This window comes from Arthrobacter sp. PvP023, from assembly GCF_017832975.1.
Lineage (GTDB): Bacteria > Actinomycetota > Actinomycetes > Actinomycetales > Micrococcaceae > Arthrobacter.
In genome coordinates this window covers 318,773-334,591 of sequence record NZ_JAFIBI010000001.1, presented here as the reverse complement: position 1 = coordinate 334,591, position 15,819 = coordinate 318,773, and the positions used below count along the sequence as shown (strand labels likewise).

At 63.9% G+C, this 15,819-nt stretch carries 13 protein-coding genes; 7 read left to right on the top strand and 6 right to left on the bottom strand.

Features of this window, described 5'->3' with window-relative positions:
* The first annotated feature begins 24 nt into the window (after positions 1 to 24).
* The gene (locus tag JOE31_RS01570) at positions 25 to 738 is read left to right on the top strand and encodes an ABC transporter ATP-binding protein (protein WP_209741825.1); all 714 of its coding nucleotides are present in this window, start codon (positions 25 to 27) and stop codon (positions 736 to 738) included.
* On the opposite strand, the gene JOE31_RS01565 is transcribed toward JOE31_RS01570, so the two are convergent.
* On the bottom strand, positions 699 to 1,103 hold the full coding sequence (locus JOE31_RS01565; RefSeq protein ID WP_209741824.1) for a helix-turn-helix domain-containing protein: 405 nt from the start codon (positions 1,101 to 1,103) through the stop codon (positions 699 to 701). The two genes, JOE31_RS01570 and JOE31_RS01565, sit on opposite strands and share 40 nt — an antisense overlap.
* A 79-nt stretch (positions 1,104 to 1,182) precedes the next feature.
* Between JOE31_RS01565 and JOE31_RS01560 the strand changes: the two genes are divergently transcribed.
* On the top strand, positions 1,183 to 1,833 hold the full coding sequence (locus JOE31_RS01560) for an NAD(P)-dependent oxidoreductase (RefSeq protein WP_209741823.1): 651 nt from the start codon (positions 1,183 to 1,185) through the stop codon (positions 1,831 to 1,833).
* 41 nt (positions 1,834 to 1,874) lie between these two features.
* On the opposite strand, the gene JOE31_RS01555 is transcribed toward JOE31_RS01560, so the two are convergent.
* From JOE31_RS01555 to JOE31_RS01535, 5 genes are all read right to left on the bottom strand, one after another.
* Positions 1,875 to 3,314 (bottom strand): NAD(P)/FAD-dependent oxidoreductase, encoded by a 1,440-nt coding sequence (locus JOE31_RS01555; RefSeq protein ID WP_209741822.1) that lies wholly within the window; start codon positions 3,312 to 3,314, stop codon positions 1,875 to 1,877.
* On the bottom strand, positions 3,307 to 4,773 hold the full coding sequence (locus JOE31_RS01550; RefSeq protein WP_209741821.1) for a glycosyltransferase family 87 protein: 1,467 nt from the start codon (positions 4,771 to 4,773) through the stop codon (positions 3,307 to 3,309). Before JOE31_RS01550 ends, JOE31_RS01555 begins: the two co-directional genes overlap by 8 nt.
* 183 nt (positions 4,774 to 4,956) lie before the next feature.
* Positions 4,957 to 5,178 (bottom strand): hypothetical protein, encoded by a 222-nt coding sequence (locus JOE31_RS01545; RefSeq protein WP_209748696.1) that lies wholly within the window; start codon positions 5,176 to 5,178, stop codon positions 4,957 to 4,959.
* A gap of 587 nt (positions 5,179 to 5,765) precedes the next feature.
* Entirely contained in the window at positions 5,766 to 6,350 is a 585-nt protein-coding gene (locus tag JOE31_RS01540) for a histidine phosphatase family protein (RefSeq protein ID WP_011693977.1), read from the bottom strand.
* Entirely contained in the window at positions 6,351 to 7,841 is a 1,491-nt protein-coding gene (locus JOE31_RS01535; RefSeq protein WP_209741820.1) for a CCA tRNA nucleotidyltransferase, read from the bottom strand. It abuts the gene before it with no gap.
* A gap of 160 nt (positions 7,842 to 8,001) precedes the next feature.
* Here JOE31_RS01535 and JOE31_RS01530 point away from each other — a divergent pair, with 160 nt between their 5' ends.
* From JOE31_RS01530 to trxA, 5 genes are all read left to right on the top strand, one after another.
* The gene (locus JOE31_RS01530) at positions 8,002 to 8,550 is read left to right on the top strand and encodes an NUDIX domain-containing protein (protein WP_011693979.1); all 549 of its coding nucleotides are present in this window, start codon (positions 8,002 to 8,004) and stop codon (positions 8,548 to 8,550) included.
* Positions 8,551 to 8,619: 69 nt separating this feature from the next.
* Positions 8,620 to 10,719, top strand: coding sequence for a murein biosynthesis integral membrane protein MurJ (gene murJ / locus JOE31_RS01525; RefSeq protein WP_209741819.1), 2,100 nt, complete (start codon positions 8,620 to 8,622; stop codon positions 10,717 to 10,719).
* Between the two features lie 166 nt (positions 10,720 to 10,885).
* Positions 10,886 to 12,493: an ABC transporter substrate-binding protein gene (locus tag JOE31_RS01520; RefSeq protein WP_209741818.1), complete on the top strand. Its 1,608-nt coding sequence runs from the start codon at positions 10,886 to 10,888 to the stop codon at positions 12,491 to 12,493.
* 207 nt (positions 12,494 to 12,700) lie between these two features.
* A complete protein-coding gene (trxB, locus tag JOE31_RS01515; RefSeq protein WP_209741817.1) occupies positions 12,701 to 13,657 on the top strand; it encodes a thioredoxin-disulfide reductase in 957 nt (318 codons plus the stop codon).
* A gap of 37 nt (positions 13,658 to 13,694) precedes the next feature.
* Positions 13,695 to 14,021 (top strand): thioredoxin, encoded by a 327-nt coding sequence (gene trxA, locus JOE31_RS01510; RefSeq protein WP_011693983.1) that lies wholly within the window; start codon positions 13,695 to 13,697, stop codon positions 14,019 to 14,021.
* The last annotated feature ends 1,798 nt before the right edge of the window (positions 14,022 to 15,819 follow it).

Below are 15,819 nucleotides of genomic sequence, written 5' to 3'. Positions count from 1 at the left end.
TATATTCCCCGAAAGGAATACTCATTGGACACCCCGCTCAACCTCGTCAACGTCACCCTCGAGTACCCGGACGGAGAGGACACCCTCAAGGCACTGGACCGGGTCAGTCTCGCTGTTGGCGCAGGGGACTTCCTCGCCCTCGTGGGGCCTTCAGGGTCCGGCAAATCATCCCTGCTGGCAGTCTCCGCTGCGCTCATCCGGCCCACGTCCGGCGCTGTGACCATCGACGGCGAGGTGGTCACGGGCCTGCGGGACGCTAATCTGACGGCGCTGCGCCGGGAGAAGATCGGCATCATCTTCCAGCAACCCAACCTCCTGCCGTCCCTGACCTCGGCCGAGCAGCTCGTACTGGCGGACCACCTGCGCGGGAAGCCCCTGATAGCTGCCCGCAGGCGCGCGGCCGAGCTGCTGGACGTGGTCGGACTCGGTACAGTCCGGGACAAACGCCCTCACCAGTTGTCGGGCGGCCAGCGGCAACGCGTCAACATCGCACGGGCCCTGATGGGCCGGCCCAGGGTGCTGCTGGTGGACGAACCGACGGCGGCGCTGGACCACGAGCGGAGCGCCGGCATTGTCCGGTTGCTGCGCGAGGTCACGGACGAATTCAATGTGGCCACGGTGATGGTCACGCACGACACTGACTTCGTGTCACTGACGGATGCGGTGGCCACCATGCGGGACGGGCGGATCCGTTCCCTTCAGCCCTCCGGCAGTGTCACGTCACGGGCTTCGTCGTAGGCATCCCGGGCGTTCAGGATGCTGGGAACATTGGACTCGGCCCATTCCCGGAGGACGGTGAGGGGGCCCAGCAGCGACAACCCCAAATCGGTCAGCTGGTAATCGACCCGTGGAGGGACCTGGGCGTAGACCTTTCGGGTGATCAGCCCGTCACGTTCCAGCGTCCTCAGGGTCTGGGTCAGGACCTTCGGCGTGATCACGTGGACTTGCTTGCGCAGTTCGGAGAAGCGAACGGGACCGTCGGCCAGCACCTGGACCACCAGCGACGCCCATTTGTCGCCGACTCGCTGGAACACAACCCGGGACGGGCACCGCGGATCCATGATGTCCGCATCGGGCGTGGCCACGGGCGTGATGGTATCCATTCGGCACCTCGTTTCTTCTGAGCCTCTAGGTATCCTAGAGATACTGTGAATTCCTACGGTACCCAATACGAGGAGCGGCATGAAAATCGCAGTGTACGGTGCCACCGGGATGGTGGGCGGCCAGATCGTCAAAGAATCGTTGCGGCGGGGCCACAACGTCACGGCCATTTCGCGGACAGGCGCGGCGGTACCCGGCACCACGGCGTGCCGGGCGGAACTGGCAGACGTGCGCACGTTTGCCAGCGTTGCCAGGGATCACGACGCCGTCGTACTGGCCACGGTGCCCAGCCGCACGGGCGGGGATCATGGCGAATGGCTGGCTGCGATGAAGGCAGCCTTCGGCAGTGCCGGCACGACGCGGCTGCTGGTGGTGGGCGGAGCGGGGTCGCTCGAAATCAACGGTGTGCGCCTGTGCGACTCCCCCGACTTCCCAGAGCCCTACCGCTCCGAAGCCCGCAGCATGGCTGCCGCGTACGATGAGATCCGCTCAGCTCCTGAGGCCCTCAACTGGACCATGCTGGCGCCCGCCCCTGTCATGCAGCCGGGCACGCGAAGCGGCAAGTACGTGACAGCGGACAATTCGCCTGCGGGACGGTCCATCACCACCCAGGACTTCGCCGTGGCCATGCTGGACGAACTGGAGGCACCGTCCCACCGCCGCGCCCGTTTCACGGTGGCAAACCCTGAATTAAACATGGACGCGGTCGCCACGGCGCAACCCGTGTCCTGATTGCCTGCCTCCCGGACCCCGCAGCCCTAGAGCCCACAGCCCTAGAGACGGAGCGGGGGGACCCCCAGTCCGAATATGTCCTTAAGGGCATATCTTGCCGCATGAAAGCCTGGCATTCCCGTAACACCGGGCCCGGGGGGTGTGGACGAGGAGCACAGGTACACGCCTGCCAGGGGCGTCCGCCAGGGCACGGGACTGATCACCGGACGCTGGATCAATCCGCGGAGATCCATGAGCCCGGCCGCAAAGTCCCCGCCCACGTAGTTCTGGTTGTATTCCGCCAGCCCGGCCGCCGTCGTCACATGGACCTGGACCACGAGGTCACGGAAGCCCGGCGCAAAACGTTCCAACTGGGCCGTCACCTCCTCCGCCATATCCACCGTTGACCCTGACGGAACATGGCAATAAGTCCACAGGATGTGCCGTCCGTCCGGAGCTCGGGAATCGTCAAACCGTGACGGCTGGGACACCAGGACGTAAGGCCGTTCCGGATGCTTCCCGGAAGCCACCTGGTTTTCAGCCTCGGCCATCTCTGCGCGTGTGCCGCCCACATGGACAGTTCCGGCGTCGGCCAGCCCGGCCGCCTCCCACGGGACAGGTCCGGACAGGATGAAATCCACCTTGCAGGCGGCATTTCCGAAGCGGAACGACTCCAGCGACCGGCGGTATCCGGCCGGCAATTTGTCCCCGGCGAGCCTCACCAGCGCGGGCGGGGCGATGTCCAGGAGTGTCGCCCTGGCCGACGGCAGCTCCGCCAGGGATTCGATCCGCCGGCCGGTTTCCACTGTCCCGCCATGGGCTTCGATGTCCCGCACCATGGCGCGGGCAATGGACGCGGACCCGCCCACGGGGATCGGCCAGCCCTGCGCATGTGCCAGCGTCCCGAGCATCAGGCCCGCCCCTGCGGGTGCCAGCGACGGCAGCCGCCCCACCGAGTGGGCTGCGACGCCGGTCAGCAGGGCGGGCACCAGCTCGTCGCTGAACCTGGCGTTCCACGCCGCAGAGCCCTGCTCCAGTGTCCGGAGGCCGAAAAGCACGGCGGCAAGGGGGTCGCGCGGGATCCGCAGGAGCTGGTTTAGCGTGAAGTCGGCAATGCCGTCCGCCCGGCGCACGAGGGGTGCCATCAGCCGCTTGTAAGCGGGCCCGTCCGGTCCGAGCCCGGCGGCAGTGCGGTCCAGGGAACGGTAGGCCAGTGCAGCCCGGCCGCCGTCCAGGGGCGATCCGAAGGAAAGCTCCGGAGTGACAAGGTCAATCCGTCGGGACAGTTCAAAGGCTTGGAAGAACGGTGAGGCGAGGGCCATCGGCTGGACGGCCGAGCAAATGTCGTGCAGGTGGCCGGGCTGCATGAGTTCCGAGGTCCGGAGACCGCCCCCGGGGGTTTCCGCGGCTTCGAATACGTGCACCTTGAGGCCTGCCCTGGCCATGGTCACGGCAGCGGCAAGTCCGTTCGGACCGGAACCTACGACGGAGACGTCAGGCATTGCCGGCCCGCCGCCAGGGGAGTACCGATGCCGCGGGGTCTGCCGGATTTAGGCGCAGCCAGTCGCGCGCGCCGTTGAACGGGCCTCCCTGCGGATCGTCCAGCGAATGGCGGCGGACCACATCGTAGCCGGGCTCCCGGATATCCCAGGCCACACGGACCATCAGGTAGGCCGTGGCAATCATGTGCAGACCCACCGCCAGTACGTAATAAGGCATGTCGATATTGTGCTGCGTCGGGCCTCCGCTGGTCACCTGTCCCAGGTACATCCACACGGCCGCCCAGTGCAGCCCTTCTATGCCCTGCCAGATGAGGAAGTCACGCCAGCGCGGACGGGCCAGGGCCAGCAGCGGGATCAGCCAGATGACGAACTGGGGCGAGTACACCTTGTTGGTCAGGATAAACGCCGCAACGATCAGGAACGCCAGTTGCGCGAGGCGGGGCCTACGGGGGGCCGTGAGGGCCAGGACGGCGATCAGAACGCAGCTGATGAGGAACAGGTTGAGGGCCAGGGTGTTGATGGCTTCGGGCCCCAGGGGCAGCCACTGCAGGCGTCCGGCCACGAGGTTGTACGCAAACCAGGGTGAGCTGTAACCGGCAGGGCGGTCTTCAGTGAACTGGTAGAAATACTTCCAGCCGGAGGGGTTCATGGCAGCGATGGGGACGTTGACGGCCAGCCAGGCAGCGGCGGCGGCCCCTGCGGTGACCAGCAGCGGACGGATCTTTCCTGTCCTCAGGGCAAGCAGGAGGATGGCACCAAAGACCAGCAGGGGATACAGCTTGGTGGCCGTTCCCAGGCCTATGAAGACGCCGGCCAGCACCAGCCGTTCGCGGGAAAAGAAATACATGCCGACGGCGAGCAGGCCCACCGCCCACATGTCCCAGTTGATCACTCCGGCGAGGATGATTCCGGGGGCCACGGCCACCATCGCCGCGTCCCAGGGCCGGCGCCCGCTCATGCGCGCCGTGGCAAGGACCGTGACAATCCACACAGCGGCGATGAGGGTGGCGTTGACGTCGAAGTAGCCAAGAATGCGGGCGTCAGTGGCGCCCTGTCCGGGGACCAGCATGGCTGTCAGTCCCGCGATAATGCCCATCAGGACCGGATATTCGAACAAACTGCCTTCACTGAAGAAGGGAAAGGTGCCCTCGCCGAGTCCCCGGTTGCGGAAAAGCTCCGGGAAGTCGGAGTAGCAGGTGGAGTAGAACTGGCCCGGCGACTCCCAGCCGTTTACCCGGCAGTAGTTCTTGACCATGATGCTTGCCAGGGCTGCCAGCACGGTGAGGATAATGAGGACGCGTTCAACGGTGAAGAATCCCGGCGAGATGATGCCCGGTGCGGCCCGTTGTCCCATCGGCCCGCCGATCAGCTCGGTGAAGTTCCTGAGCAGGAGATCGCTACGGCTCGGGATGACCAGACGCGTTCTCTTTCGGTGCGCCGGCGGCATTGTCTCCTGCATCCCCCGAGCTTACCGTCGCAGCTGCGCTCCCACAGTCCCGCATACAGCCGCTCCGGCAAACAAAAAGCCCACGCGTCGCCGCGTGGGCTTTTTGAGCATGGATACGGGTCGTTGCCATCGGGTCCTCCTGGATATTTCCGTTCCAGGCTGCAGCGCGGGAGGTTCAGAAACAAGGCCCCGGCCTCAGCGGATGACGCCGCCCATCTGGTGCAGTACGACGTAGACGTCTTCGCGGTTCTGGTCCAGGAGCTGGCCGTTGAACAGCGTCTTGTCTTTCAGAGCTGGCCGCCAGCCAAAGCGCAGGACGCTTCGGAGCAGTTTCAGCATGGTTACCTCCTCCCGTGATGTTGCTCGGCGGCGCCGGCCATGATCGGCCTGCGGGGCGGCAATAGCGGTGATGCTCACGTTGGATCCTTTGATGGTTGATTGCACCCGGAATTGGGCATGACAATTAGGGCCAATTAATTCATTGAATTAATGGAGGAAATTAGGGCATAAGAATGCCCGGTGGATATGCCCCGGACATAAAGACCAAAGCAATTGATGGATTCCGCCAACCGAAGGGTGGCCCCTGGATGCAGCTGCGCCGCAGTCCCCAGCAAGAAGCTGGTTCCGAACTATGGGGTGTTGCGCAAGCTCATGGGCCCGCATGGACGGCTGACTGCCGGGCAGCTTCCCTGCTCGGGAGGCCGGTCAACAGGATTCCGGCCGGGAGGCCGGAATCCGCAGGTCAGGAGGCAGTCAGTCCGTGAAGTGGGCGCGAGGCAGCAGCAAAGGCCGGGAAGGCGGTGATGGTCATCTTCCATCCGCTAGTCAAAGTAATCATTTTCCCAACCTCCTTTTCTGCTATGCCGCGGCCCAGTTGACTCACTGGACGGCGGGCGCCGGTGACCCTGGCAAAACGCACTGGAGTCAGAAATAAAATTACACTATCCTCAGGGTTTTTGACTACTGAATTGAGAAGATTCCCCGAAGTTATTTATAAATCGTCTTTATAGTCCCCAGCGGACTATGGCGGGAGTCTTCTTGTCCCATCCGAGGGTGCAGACTTTCGCGGTCCCCAGGATGAAATGCCGTCCTTCGTGCGGATCCAATCCCAACCAGCGCGCAGTCAGGATCCTGGAGAAGTGTCCGTGGGCCACAATGAGCACGTTGTCCAGCCCGGATTCCAGCACACGCGCCACGATCTTGTCCGCCCGGGCAGCCACTTCCTCCAGGGCTTCACCGTTGGGCACGCCGTGGGTCCAGATCAAGTACTCCGGGTTGTCCTTCCGGATCAGGTCGGAGCTGATTCCTTCGTAATCGCCGTAGTTCCATTCCACCGCGAGGGGTTCCTGTTCGGCGTCCGGGAATCCCGCCAATTCCGCCGTGCGGCGTGCCCGCCGCAGCGGCGAGGTCAGCACCAGGTCGAAGTCGACGGCGTCAAGCACCTTGCGTGCCTCCACGGACTGCTGCTCGCCCTCTACTGTCAAGGGCAGGTCGGTGAGCCCGGTGTACTGGCCGCTCTTGGACCATTCGGTTTCGCCGTGGCGCAGGATCCAGAGCTGGGGGCGGGCAGTGCTGTTGAGTGAAACCACTTATGACTCCTCGGTAGTGGAAAGTTCGACGCCGGCGGCCGGCTGGTGTTCGGCGGCCTCGGGTTGAGCCGCCCACCATTCGCGCAGCCTGGCCTCTGCCGCCGCAGGATCGAGCGGGCCGTGCTCCATACGCTGTTCAAGCAGGAACTTGTAGGCCTTGCCCACCACGGGCCCCGGCTTCAGCCCCAGCAGGGCCATGATCCGGCCGCCGTCCAGGTCCGGGCGGACCGCTTCCAGCGATTCCTGCTCACGCAGTGCCGCGATGCGCGCCTCAAGGTCGTCATAGGCAAAGGACAGCCTGTCCGCCTTGCGCTGGTTGCGGGTGGTCACATCCGACCGGGTCAGCCGGTGCAGGCGCTCCAGGAGCGGCCCTGCGTCCGTAACATACCGGCGGACGGCGGAGTCGCTCCAGCCGGCCTCCCCGTAACCGTAGAAGCGCATGTGGAGCTCGACGAGCCGTGCCACTGCCTTGATGGTGTCGTTGTCGAAGCGGAGGGCCTTCATCCGTTTCTTGGTCAGTTTGGACCCCACCATGTCGTGGTGGCGGAAGCTCACCGCGCCGCCCGGTTCAAAGCGGCGCGTAGCCGGCTTGCCGACGTCGTGCATGAGGGCCGCAAACCGCAGCACAAAATCGGGGCCGGGTACGGCGCCGTCGGAATCCGTCTCCAGGGAAGCGGCCTGCTCCAGCACCTGGAGGGAGTGCTGGTAGACGTCCTTGTGCCGGTGGTGTTCGTCCGCCTCCAGGCGCAGGGCGGAGACTTCGGGGAGGACGAATTCGGCCAGGCCGGTGTCCACGAGGAGGTCGATGCCCACGCGCGGGTGGGCTCCGCAGATAAGTTTCACCAGTTCCTCGCGGACACGCTCCGCGGAAATGATGCTGATCCGTTCCGCCATCTGCGACATCGCCTGCTTGACGTCCCCGCGGACCGCCACACCGAGCTGGGAGGCAAAGCGGGCCGCCCGCATCATGCGCAGGGGGTCATCGGAAAAGGACGTCTCCGGCGCGCCGGGAGTTGCCAGCACGGAGGCGTGGAGGTCCCGGACACCGCCGAAGGGGTCTATCAGCTCCATTGACGGCAGCCGCAGCGCCATGGCATTGATGGTGAAGTCCCGGCGATGCAGGTCATCGGTCAGCGAGGACCCAAACGCCACCATGGGTTTCCGCGACTCAGGATCGTACGCCTCGGCGCGGTACGTGGTGATTTCAATCTGGAAACCGGACTTCCGCATTCCGATGGTGCCGAATGCCTTGCCGATCTCCCAGAAGTTGTCCGCCCACTTCCGGATCAGCGCCAGTGTCTGGTCCGGCGTGGCGTCCGTCGTGAAGTCGAGATCAGGGGAGCGCCGGCCCAGGAACAGGTCACGCACAGGCCCGCCCACCAGCGACAGTTCATGCCCGGCGTCGACGAAGCGCTGCCCGAGCTCCAGGACCACCGGGTCCACCTGGAAATCGACGGTGTGCGGGTCGGACTTTTGATGTGCGTGCGCCATAGTTACTTAAGCTTGTCAGAAAACCACGCCAACAAGCACCAATCGGAGCCGCCTAACCGCGCCGTTACGCCGCGGGTTCGGGAATCCGCGTCATACGCAGTCCACTTTCTTGTCATGTTCCGGTCATCACCAACGGGCAAGAGTCGTTAGAGTGGACTTCATGGCCCATCCCGTACCGAGTGCTCCTGGCAGGAGGACAAACCCACCGTTGCCGTCGGCAATCGGTGCCCATGTCGCGCCCGCCCAGCACCCCGGGCCGGCCTCGCTGCCCACCGTCGAGGAAATCTCCGCCGGCGGCGTTGTCGTTGACACGTCCGACGGCGAACTGAGGGTCGCGATCATCGCCCGCCTTAACCGCGGCGGACGCCTCGAATGGTGCCTGCCGAAGGGCCACCCGGAGGGCAAGGAAAAGAACGAGGAAGCGGCAGTCCGCGAGATCGCCGAGGAAACCGGCATCAGCGGCGACATCCTGGCCCCGCTGGGGAGCATCGACTACTGGTTCACCGTCAGCGGCCACCGCGTCCACAAGACCGTCCACCACTACCTGCTCCGGGCCACGGGCGGCGAGCTGACCATCGAAAACGATCCCGACCAGGAAGCTGTGGACGTCGCCTGGGTGCCCATCCAGGAACTCGCCCGCAAGCTGTCTTTCCCTAATGAGCGCCGTATCGCCGACCTCGCCAGGGAAGTCCTGCCGGAACACCTCTGAGGTCCCGTGACTGATTCCATGAAGCGCCGCCCACGTGCCTAACTGCGCACCCTTGAGACGATGAAGGCCATGTCAGCAGCCAATCCAGCTTCCCCCGAGTCCGGCTCCTCCGATTCCCAGGCCGAATCCCGGACCGCCCAGCACGGAGAGGCCCGTTCCAGCGCCATCATGGCCGCCGGAACCCTGGTCTCGCGCTTCCTGGGCTTCGGCAAGACCTGGATGCTGGGTTTTGCCCTTGGCCTTGGCTCCACGGTCAATGACACCTTCATCAACGCAAACAACCTGCCGAACCTGATTTTCCTGCTGGTGGCCGGCGGCGTGTTCAACGCCGTCCTGGTACCCCAAATCATCAAGGCCAGCAAGGCGCCGGACAGGGGAGCGGACTACATCAGCCGGCTCCTCACCCTGGCTGTCCTGGTCCTTCTGAGCCTGACCCTGCTGGTCACCCTGTTGGCTCCCTGGATCATTGAGCTGACCACCCAGGGGTACTCGGCCGAACAGAAATCACTCGCGGTGTCCTTCGCGTTCTGGTGCCTGCCGCAGATCTTCTTCTACGGCCTGTACGCCCTCCTGACGCAGGTGCTGAACGCCAACGGGGCATTCGGCCCGGCAATGTGGGCACCCATTCTGAACAACATCGTGGCCATTGCCGGCCTGGGCATGTTCATCTGGATCCTCGGACCCAACTTGACTAATCCCCACACGCTGGACAACTGGGGACCCACCCAGACCTTTCTCATAGCCGGATTTTCCACCATCGGCGTGGTGGCCCAGACAGCCATCCTGCTGGTCCCGGTGTTCCGGCTCCGTCTGGGACTCCGGCCCAGGTTCGGCTGGCGCGGGGTTGGCCTGGGGCAGGCCGCGAAGCTGAGCGTCTGGACGCTCCTCACTGCCGCCGTCGGGCAGCTCGCCTTCCTGTACGTCATGCGCATTGCCACGATTCCGGGTACCGAGCGGCTCCGCCTCGAGCGCGCGGGGGACCTCACTGCCGCGGCCACCCTGCCCGGCAACGCAGTGCTGGAGGTGGCCAGCCAGCTGTACCTGCTGCCGCACTCCATCATCGCCCTCTCGCTTGCCACCGTGCTGTTCAACCGCATGACCCGGGCTTCCCAGGACGGAGACCGGGCGGGGCTCCGGGACGCGCTGTCCCACGGGCTTCGCACCATGGCGGTGGCCACGGTCTTCGGGGCGCTGGCACTGTTTGCGCTGGCCGGTCCGCTGGGCATGTTCTTCTCCGGCGGCAAGGTTCAGGACGGCGTAATGCTCGCCCAGACCCTGACCATCCTGGCCCTGAGCACACCGTTCATGAGCGCCAACTTCATGATGTCCAGGGTCTTCTACGCCAATGAGGACGCCCGTACGCCGTTCTACATCCAACTGGTTCTGGCAATCGTCAATGTGGTGGCGGCCTTTGCCATCCAGTTCCTGCCGTATGACCGGATCATCTTCGCCATCGCCATCCTCTACACGGGCGGCAACATCCTTTCCGTGGTTGTGAGCTCGTTCTTCCTCCGCCGCCTCCTGGGGCACCTGGACGGCCCCCGGATCGCCAATTCGTACATCCGGATGGGATATGCAGCGCTAGGTTCCGCACTGGCCGGCGCCGGCGCGCTGTGGCTGATGGGGAGCTACAGTGCCGACGGCTTCGCCTGGAGCGGCAGGATCGAGGCCCTGGTCACCATCGTCGTCGTCGGGCCGGTGATGCTGGTGGCATACCTCTTCCTGCTGAAACTATTCCGCGTCACGGAGCTGCGTGACCTGCTGCAGCCGCTGCTCGGCCGCCTGGGCCGGGGGGTCGCCCCCGCCGCCGCACCGGCGGAACCTGCCCCGGGCACCCCGGCCGGCACCCCCTCCGCCCGGCAACGGACGACGCCGGAACGCGCCACTGTCTCGGTGGACACCGGCCTGATCCCGCGAATTTCCGGGGAATTCGACGCCGCGTCATTCCGTGCGGGACCACAGGTTGAGGAACCGGGGGCGCACCCCGATGTGCAGCAGAGCAGTTCCGCGGGCGAATACCTACCGGCCGAAGAAGTGCCCAACACCGCAAGGGGCGGCATCTTGCGGGAGGAAATCCCGCTACCGGGCCGGCGCACCTTCCAGGGAACCGCCGGGCGCAACCCGCACTTCAGCAAGCGGTCGGAAAGTCGGCGAAAGAAGAAAAGGTGACACCGCCGCGGTCCACCGAGCCTGTCTCACACGGCCGTAACGCACCATCGGCTAGGATCAGAAGCTAACTAGGGTAGTAGTTACAGACCAGAAATTAACCGGCTAACCGGCGTATCCGCTTTCGCATGATTGAGGCGCGGTTCCCCGGACAGTCTAGGAGGAACCCGTGTCCCACCCGATCGATGTTGGATCAGTGCTCGGCGGCCGCTACAAGGTCACCGCCACCGTATTGACCTCACACGACCATGATCTGGTGCTGGATGGCGTTGACCAGGTCCTCAACCGGCCGGTAAGCATCCTCGTTGCGGGTCCGGACAATGCGGAGCAGGTCGCCCAGAGCGCCCGCGAGGTTGCCACTGGGGAGCGGCCCGGAAATGTGCAGATCCTGGACCTTGGCGTCAGCGATTCCACCACCTACCTGATCACCAACCACACGTCTGCTGCCGACCTCCTGGACCTGGTGGTCGCGTCCAACCCGCCCTACGTTGAGCCCTTTTTTACGGACACCCTCGGCAGTGAAATCTTCGGCCAGGCACGGTCCCGCGAACCGGAAACGTATGACGGCCAGTACGACGAAGAAGCGGTCGAGGCCGGCTACATCAACTACGGCAACAACCAGCCGACCGCCCAGGACCGCAAGCAGTCATCCCCGCCGGTGGTCCCCCCGGTAGTTCCGCCACGTGCCGCGCCGGTGCGGCCGGCATCGGCCCCCTCTGTTGGTTCCTCCGGCCCCGATGCCGGCGGTGCGCGTACCGGTGGTGGGCGCGGAACAGGTGCCGGAGTCGCCGGTGCAGCGGGTGCAGCGGCGCTTGCCGCCGGAGCGGCGGCTGCGGCCAAGGAGTCCAAGGATCCTTCCACGGCGCCCCAGGCCACCGCGCCGCAGCGCCCTGTTCCCACCGGAGGCCGTAACACCGAAGCCATCAATACACAGGCTCCGGCTGCGGATTCTCCCAAGGTGTCCCTCTGGGAAAACAGCGACTACGACTACCCGGAGGAGGAGGCACCATCCACCGGGCCGGCCAGGACGGCCCGGGAGCGCATGGCAGCCACCTTCCCGGCATTCGCCGGCGGCGGCGGCCGCGACGAATCGGACGAATACTACGACGACGAAGAGCCTCCTAAGCGCGAGCCCCAGTCAATGCGGTGGCTGGTGGGTGGCCTGCTGGCCGCTGTCCTCGTGGTGGGCCTGATCTTTGCCGTCTCCAACCTGGGAAGCCTGTTCAAGAGCGAACCCCAGGGCAACCCCGCGCCGGGAACCCCCAGCAGCACCTCCCAGCCGCAGACCTCCGGGGCCCCGACTGCCAGCGAGTCATCAGCACCGGTGGCAGGTCCGCCGGCTGTCGAGGGCGTCTCCCGCCTGGGCAACTTTGATTTTGCCGCCACCTATGACGGCGACCTTTCAAAGACGTTCGACGGTAACGGGGCAAGCTACTGGTCTGACATGGAGTTCGCCACGGACAACTGGGGCGGTCTTGCTCCTGATGTTTCCCTGGTCGTGAAGCTGAAGAGCCCCTCGAAGGTCTCTTCCATTACTCTCAGCCAGCTGGGCGGCAGCGGCGGCAACATCAGCGTCCTGACGAATGACAGGCCTTCACTGGAAGGTGCCAAGCAGGTGGGAACCAACAGCTTCACCTCACCGGACCTGACCATGCCGCTATCTGAGCCGGTCACGGCACAGTACGTGATCGTGTCCATCAAGAACCTCCCCAAACTGGCTGCACCCAAGACCCGCTTCGGCTACGGTCTCCGCCTCGCCGAAATCAAGGTTCAGTAGCTTCCCTGCAACCTGGCAGGAACGGGCCCGAAGCACCCTGGATGCCCGGTAACACGGTGTCTCCCGGCCTGGCAAGACGGTACCCTGAGTGGTGGCGTCTTGTTGGTCTGCCTCCATGCCCGGAATATTCAGGATCAACAATGGGTTGTGCCATGTGGCCGGCCAGCAACAGCAGGCGCATCGACAAAGGAAGAGGTTCACCGTTCAGTGAGCACCGCAGAAAACACCGCGTCCCAGGTACGTGATGTCATCATCGTCGGCTCCGGCCCTGCAGGCTACACAGCTGCAGTTTATACGGCGCGAGCCAACCTGAAGCCGCTGCTCCTTGCCGGTTCCGTCACTGCCGGCGGGGAACTGATGAACACCACCGACGTGGAAAACTACCCTGGGTTCCCTGAAGGCATCATGGGTCCTGACCTCATGGAGAACTTCGAAAAACAGGCTGCGCGCTTCGGCACGGAGATCCAGTTCGAGGATGTCACTGCTCTGGATCTCGACGGCGACATCAAAACAGTCACCATCGCCACGGGGGAGACCTTCCAGGCCCGCGCCATTATCCTGTCCACCGGATCGGCCTATCGCGAACTCGGCCTTCCGAATGAGAAGCGACTGTCGGGCCACGGCGTTAGCTGGTGTGCAACCTGCGATGGTTTCTTTTTCAAGGACCAGGACATTGCCGTTATCGGCGGTGGAGACTCCGCCATGGAAGAGGCACTGTTCCTCACTAAGTTCGCCAAGTCCGTCACGGTAGTGCACCGCCGGGACTCGCTCAGGGCATCCAAGATCATGGGCGACCGTGCGCAGGCACACGAGAAGATCAAGTTCGTGTGGAACACGGGTGTCGAGGACGTCCTCGGCGGGGACAAGGTCACCGGCCTCAAGTTGAAGAACCTCGTGGACGGCACCGAGTCCGAACTGGCGGTGACCGGAGTCTTCGTCGCCATCGGAAACGATCCCCGCACCGAACTCATCAAGGACGCGCTGGAGCTCACGCCGGAAGGCACCATCGCCGTTGACGGCCGCAGTTCCAAGACAAGCGTCAAGGGTGTATTCGCCGCCGGCGACGTTGTTGACCCCACGTACCGCCAGGCCATCACCGCCTCAGGCTCGGGCTGCGTGGCAGCTATCGACGTCGAGCACTACCTCGCAGACATCCACGCCTAAACAGCGCACCATTGATCCGAAGGGAAACAACAAGGTAATGAGCAACGCAAAAGACGTAACAGACGCAAGTTTCAGCACGGATGTACTCTCGGCCGACAAGCCGGTCATTGTGGACTTCTGGGCTGAGTGGTGCGGTCCCTGCCGCAAGCTGGGCCCCATCCTGGACGAAATCTCCGTCGAGTACAGCGAGAAGGTCAATGTAGTCAAGGTAAACGTTGACGACAACCCGGCGATCGCTGCCGAATACGGCATCACCTCCATTCCCGCCGTCTACCTGTTCCAGGGCGGCGAGGTAAAGAACACCGTCATCGGCGCCAAGCCGAAGCAGTTCTTCGAGAAGGAATTCGCTGACGTCCTGTCCTAGTAGCCGGACAGCTTCGGGCGGATCACGCGCTGCCCGGGATTCCGGATAGCCATTAGCGGTGGCCGGCACTCATAACGAGTGCGGGTCACCGCTTTCGCATTTAAGACGCGGCACCACGGGCAGGGTACCGGGCAACTCTAGGCACCTACTTTCCAAGCGGGGCAGCCGAATCCTTGGCGGTGAAGCTGATATCAAACTCATATGGGCTGCTTGATTGATATATATTCGCTCCAAGCTGTTTACGCCGTAGGCACTACTTGGGCCTGAGTAGGGGTAGGCGGACCTGCCTCACACTCCGGCCAGCTAGGAGTGGGACAACTGAAGAGCGGGCAAGAGGCCGGCCAACGATGGCCCGAATCCAGGGAGTCGCGGATATTGAGTCTGACCGTGGGCTCGCAGGTGGAGCGGCGAGAGGGACTAGTACTGGCTGGCGATCGAGGACTGTTCGGAGGGTTGCAGGGGCGCAGACGTCCGGCAGGGATTCAGCGCAGTGATTAGAGTGGACGTGGTGCTGTTTCACGTGAAACATTGGAAGTTGGATTCCCCCTTTCTTGCCGTCTCTTTTCGGTGGAATGGCATTTGCTGCCATCGCTGGATTCAATGCCCCTAAGGAATGCCCTGGAGGTCCGGGGGCAAGCGCTCCGAACGTGGGCGGATCATCGATCTCTTGGATCGAACCAAATGCGGGACCGCCAAGCAGTCTCAGGCTCGGACTTTCAGTGTTTCACGTGAAACATTATGGAGAGGGCCAGGGTGCCCGGTCCGAGCCCGCTGCTCACCGTCCATTACGCAGCCAAGCACCCTCCACCACGCAGTCGACTGCCCTCGAGGTCCGAATGAACCGTCATGTCTCGGGGGATCCCGCAGCCACAGCTGCTAAAACCGGCCCGTTCCATGCAGTAAGGGCTCTGAGTGCTATTCAGGTAGGGGTTGCACCGCAGCCAAACAGGCAAGACCGCCGTTGGAACGTGCCGCGAATACTATTCGGCCAGACCTCAAATCCGGCAGATCAGCCCAATGGCGCCTGCCGTCCGAAGTGGCAAGTCGAGGGCTATCCCATGGCCGAAGCGATCCGCCCCGCTTTTCACCCCGACCTTCGACCTGGTTTTTCCGAACATACGCGCTCCCTAGGCGCAGATTCCAGACACTTAATGAGCGGGCGGCAGATTAGACCCAAAATCGATGTTCGGTCGGCGTCAGGAGCCACTCGCGACTGATTGTTTGCAGGGAAACTCGAAGTACACGGTTCGGCCGGAGAAGGCACGCACATAAACCGTCCAAGATCACCAACATAGAATCCACGCAACCTTCGTCTGCTAGGTCCCGGATAGAGCCTGCGGCGGCTGATCAACAGTTCCGAACGTTGAGGCGACTACTGGCATCCTTTTGGCCGAGCACGCCAGAGGTCAACTGCGTTTCACGTGAAACATAGTCGTTCCTTGCACCGCTCATCGACCCGCTGCCGGTGAGCTCAAAGTAGACGGTGCGACAGCGACGTCCCAACACGCATGACACATACGACAAGGATGCATTTGGCCCCACTCGAGCCTTCAGGCTTGCATGGCGCCGCTACCTTCGCGGACGGGTGTCCAGCGCCAAGAGAGGCGGCATGCGATCGCGTGGCTGGAGCAGCCTGGCCAGGGCTGATCCAACGGCAGGAACGTGCTACCCGCAATCCGCCCGCCGAAATACCGTCTTGATCACTCCACCCAAACACCGTGGGACTTCCGCTTCCGCCGCTTCCTGCATCGTTACCAGCGGCATACGCCCGAAGGGGAATGGACGCCACACGCGCTGA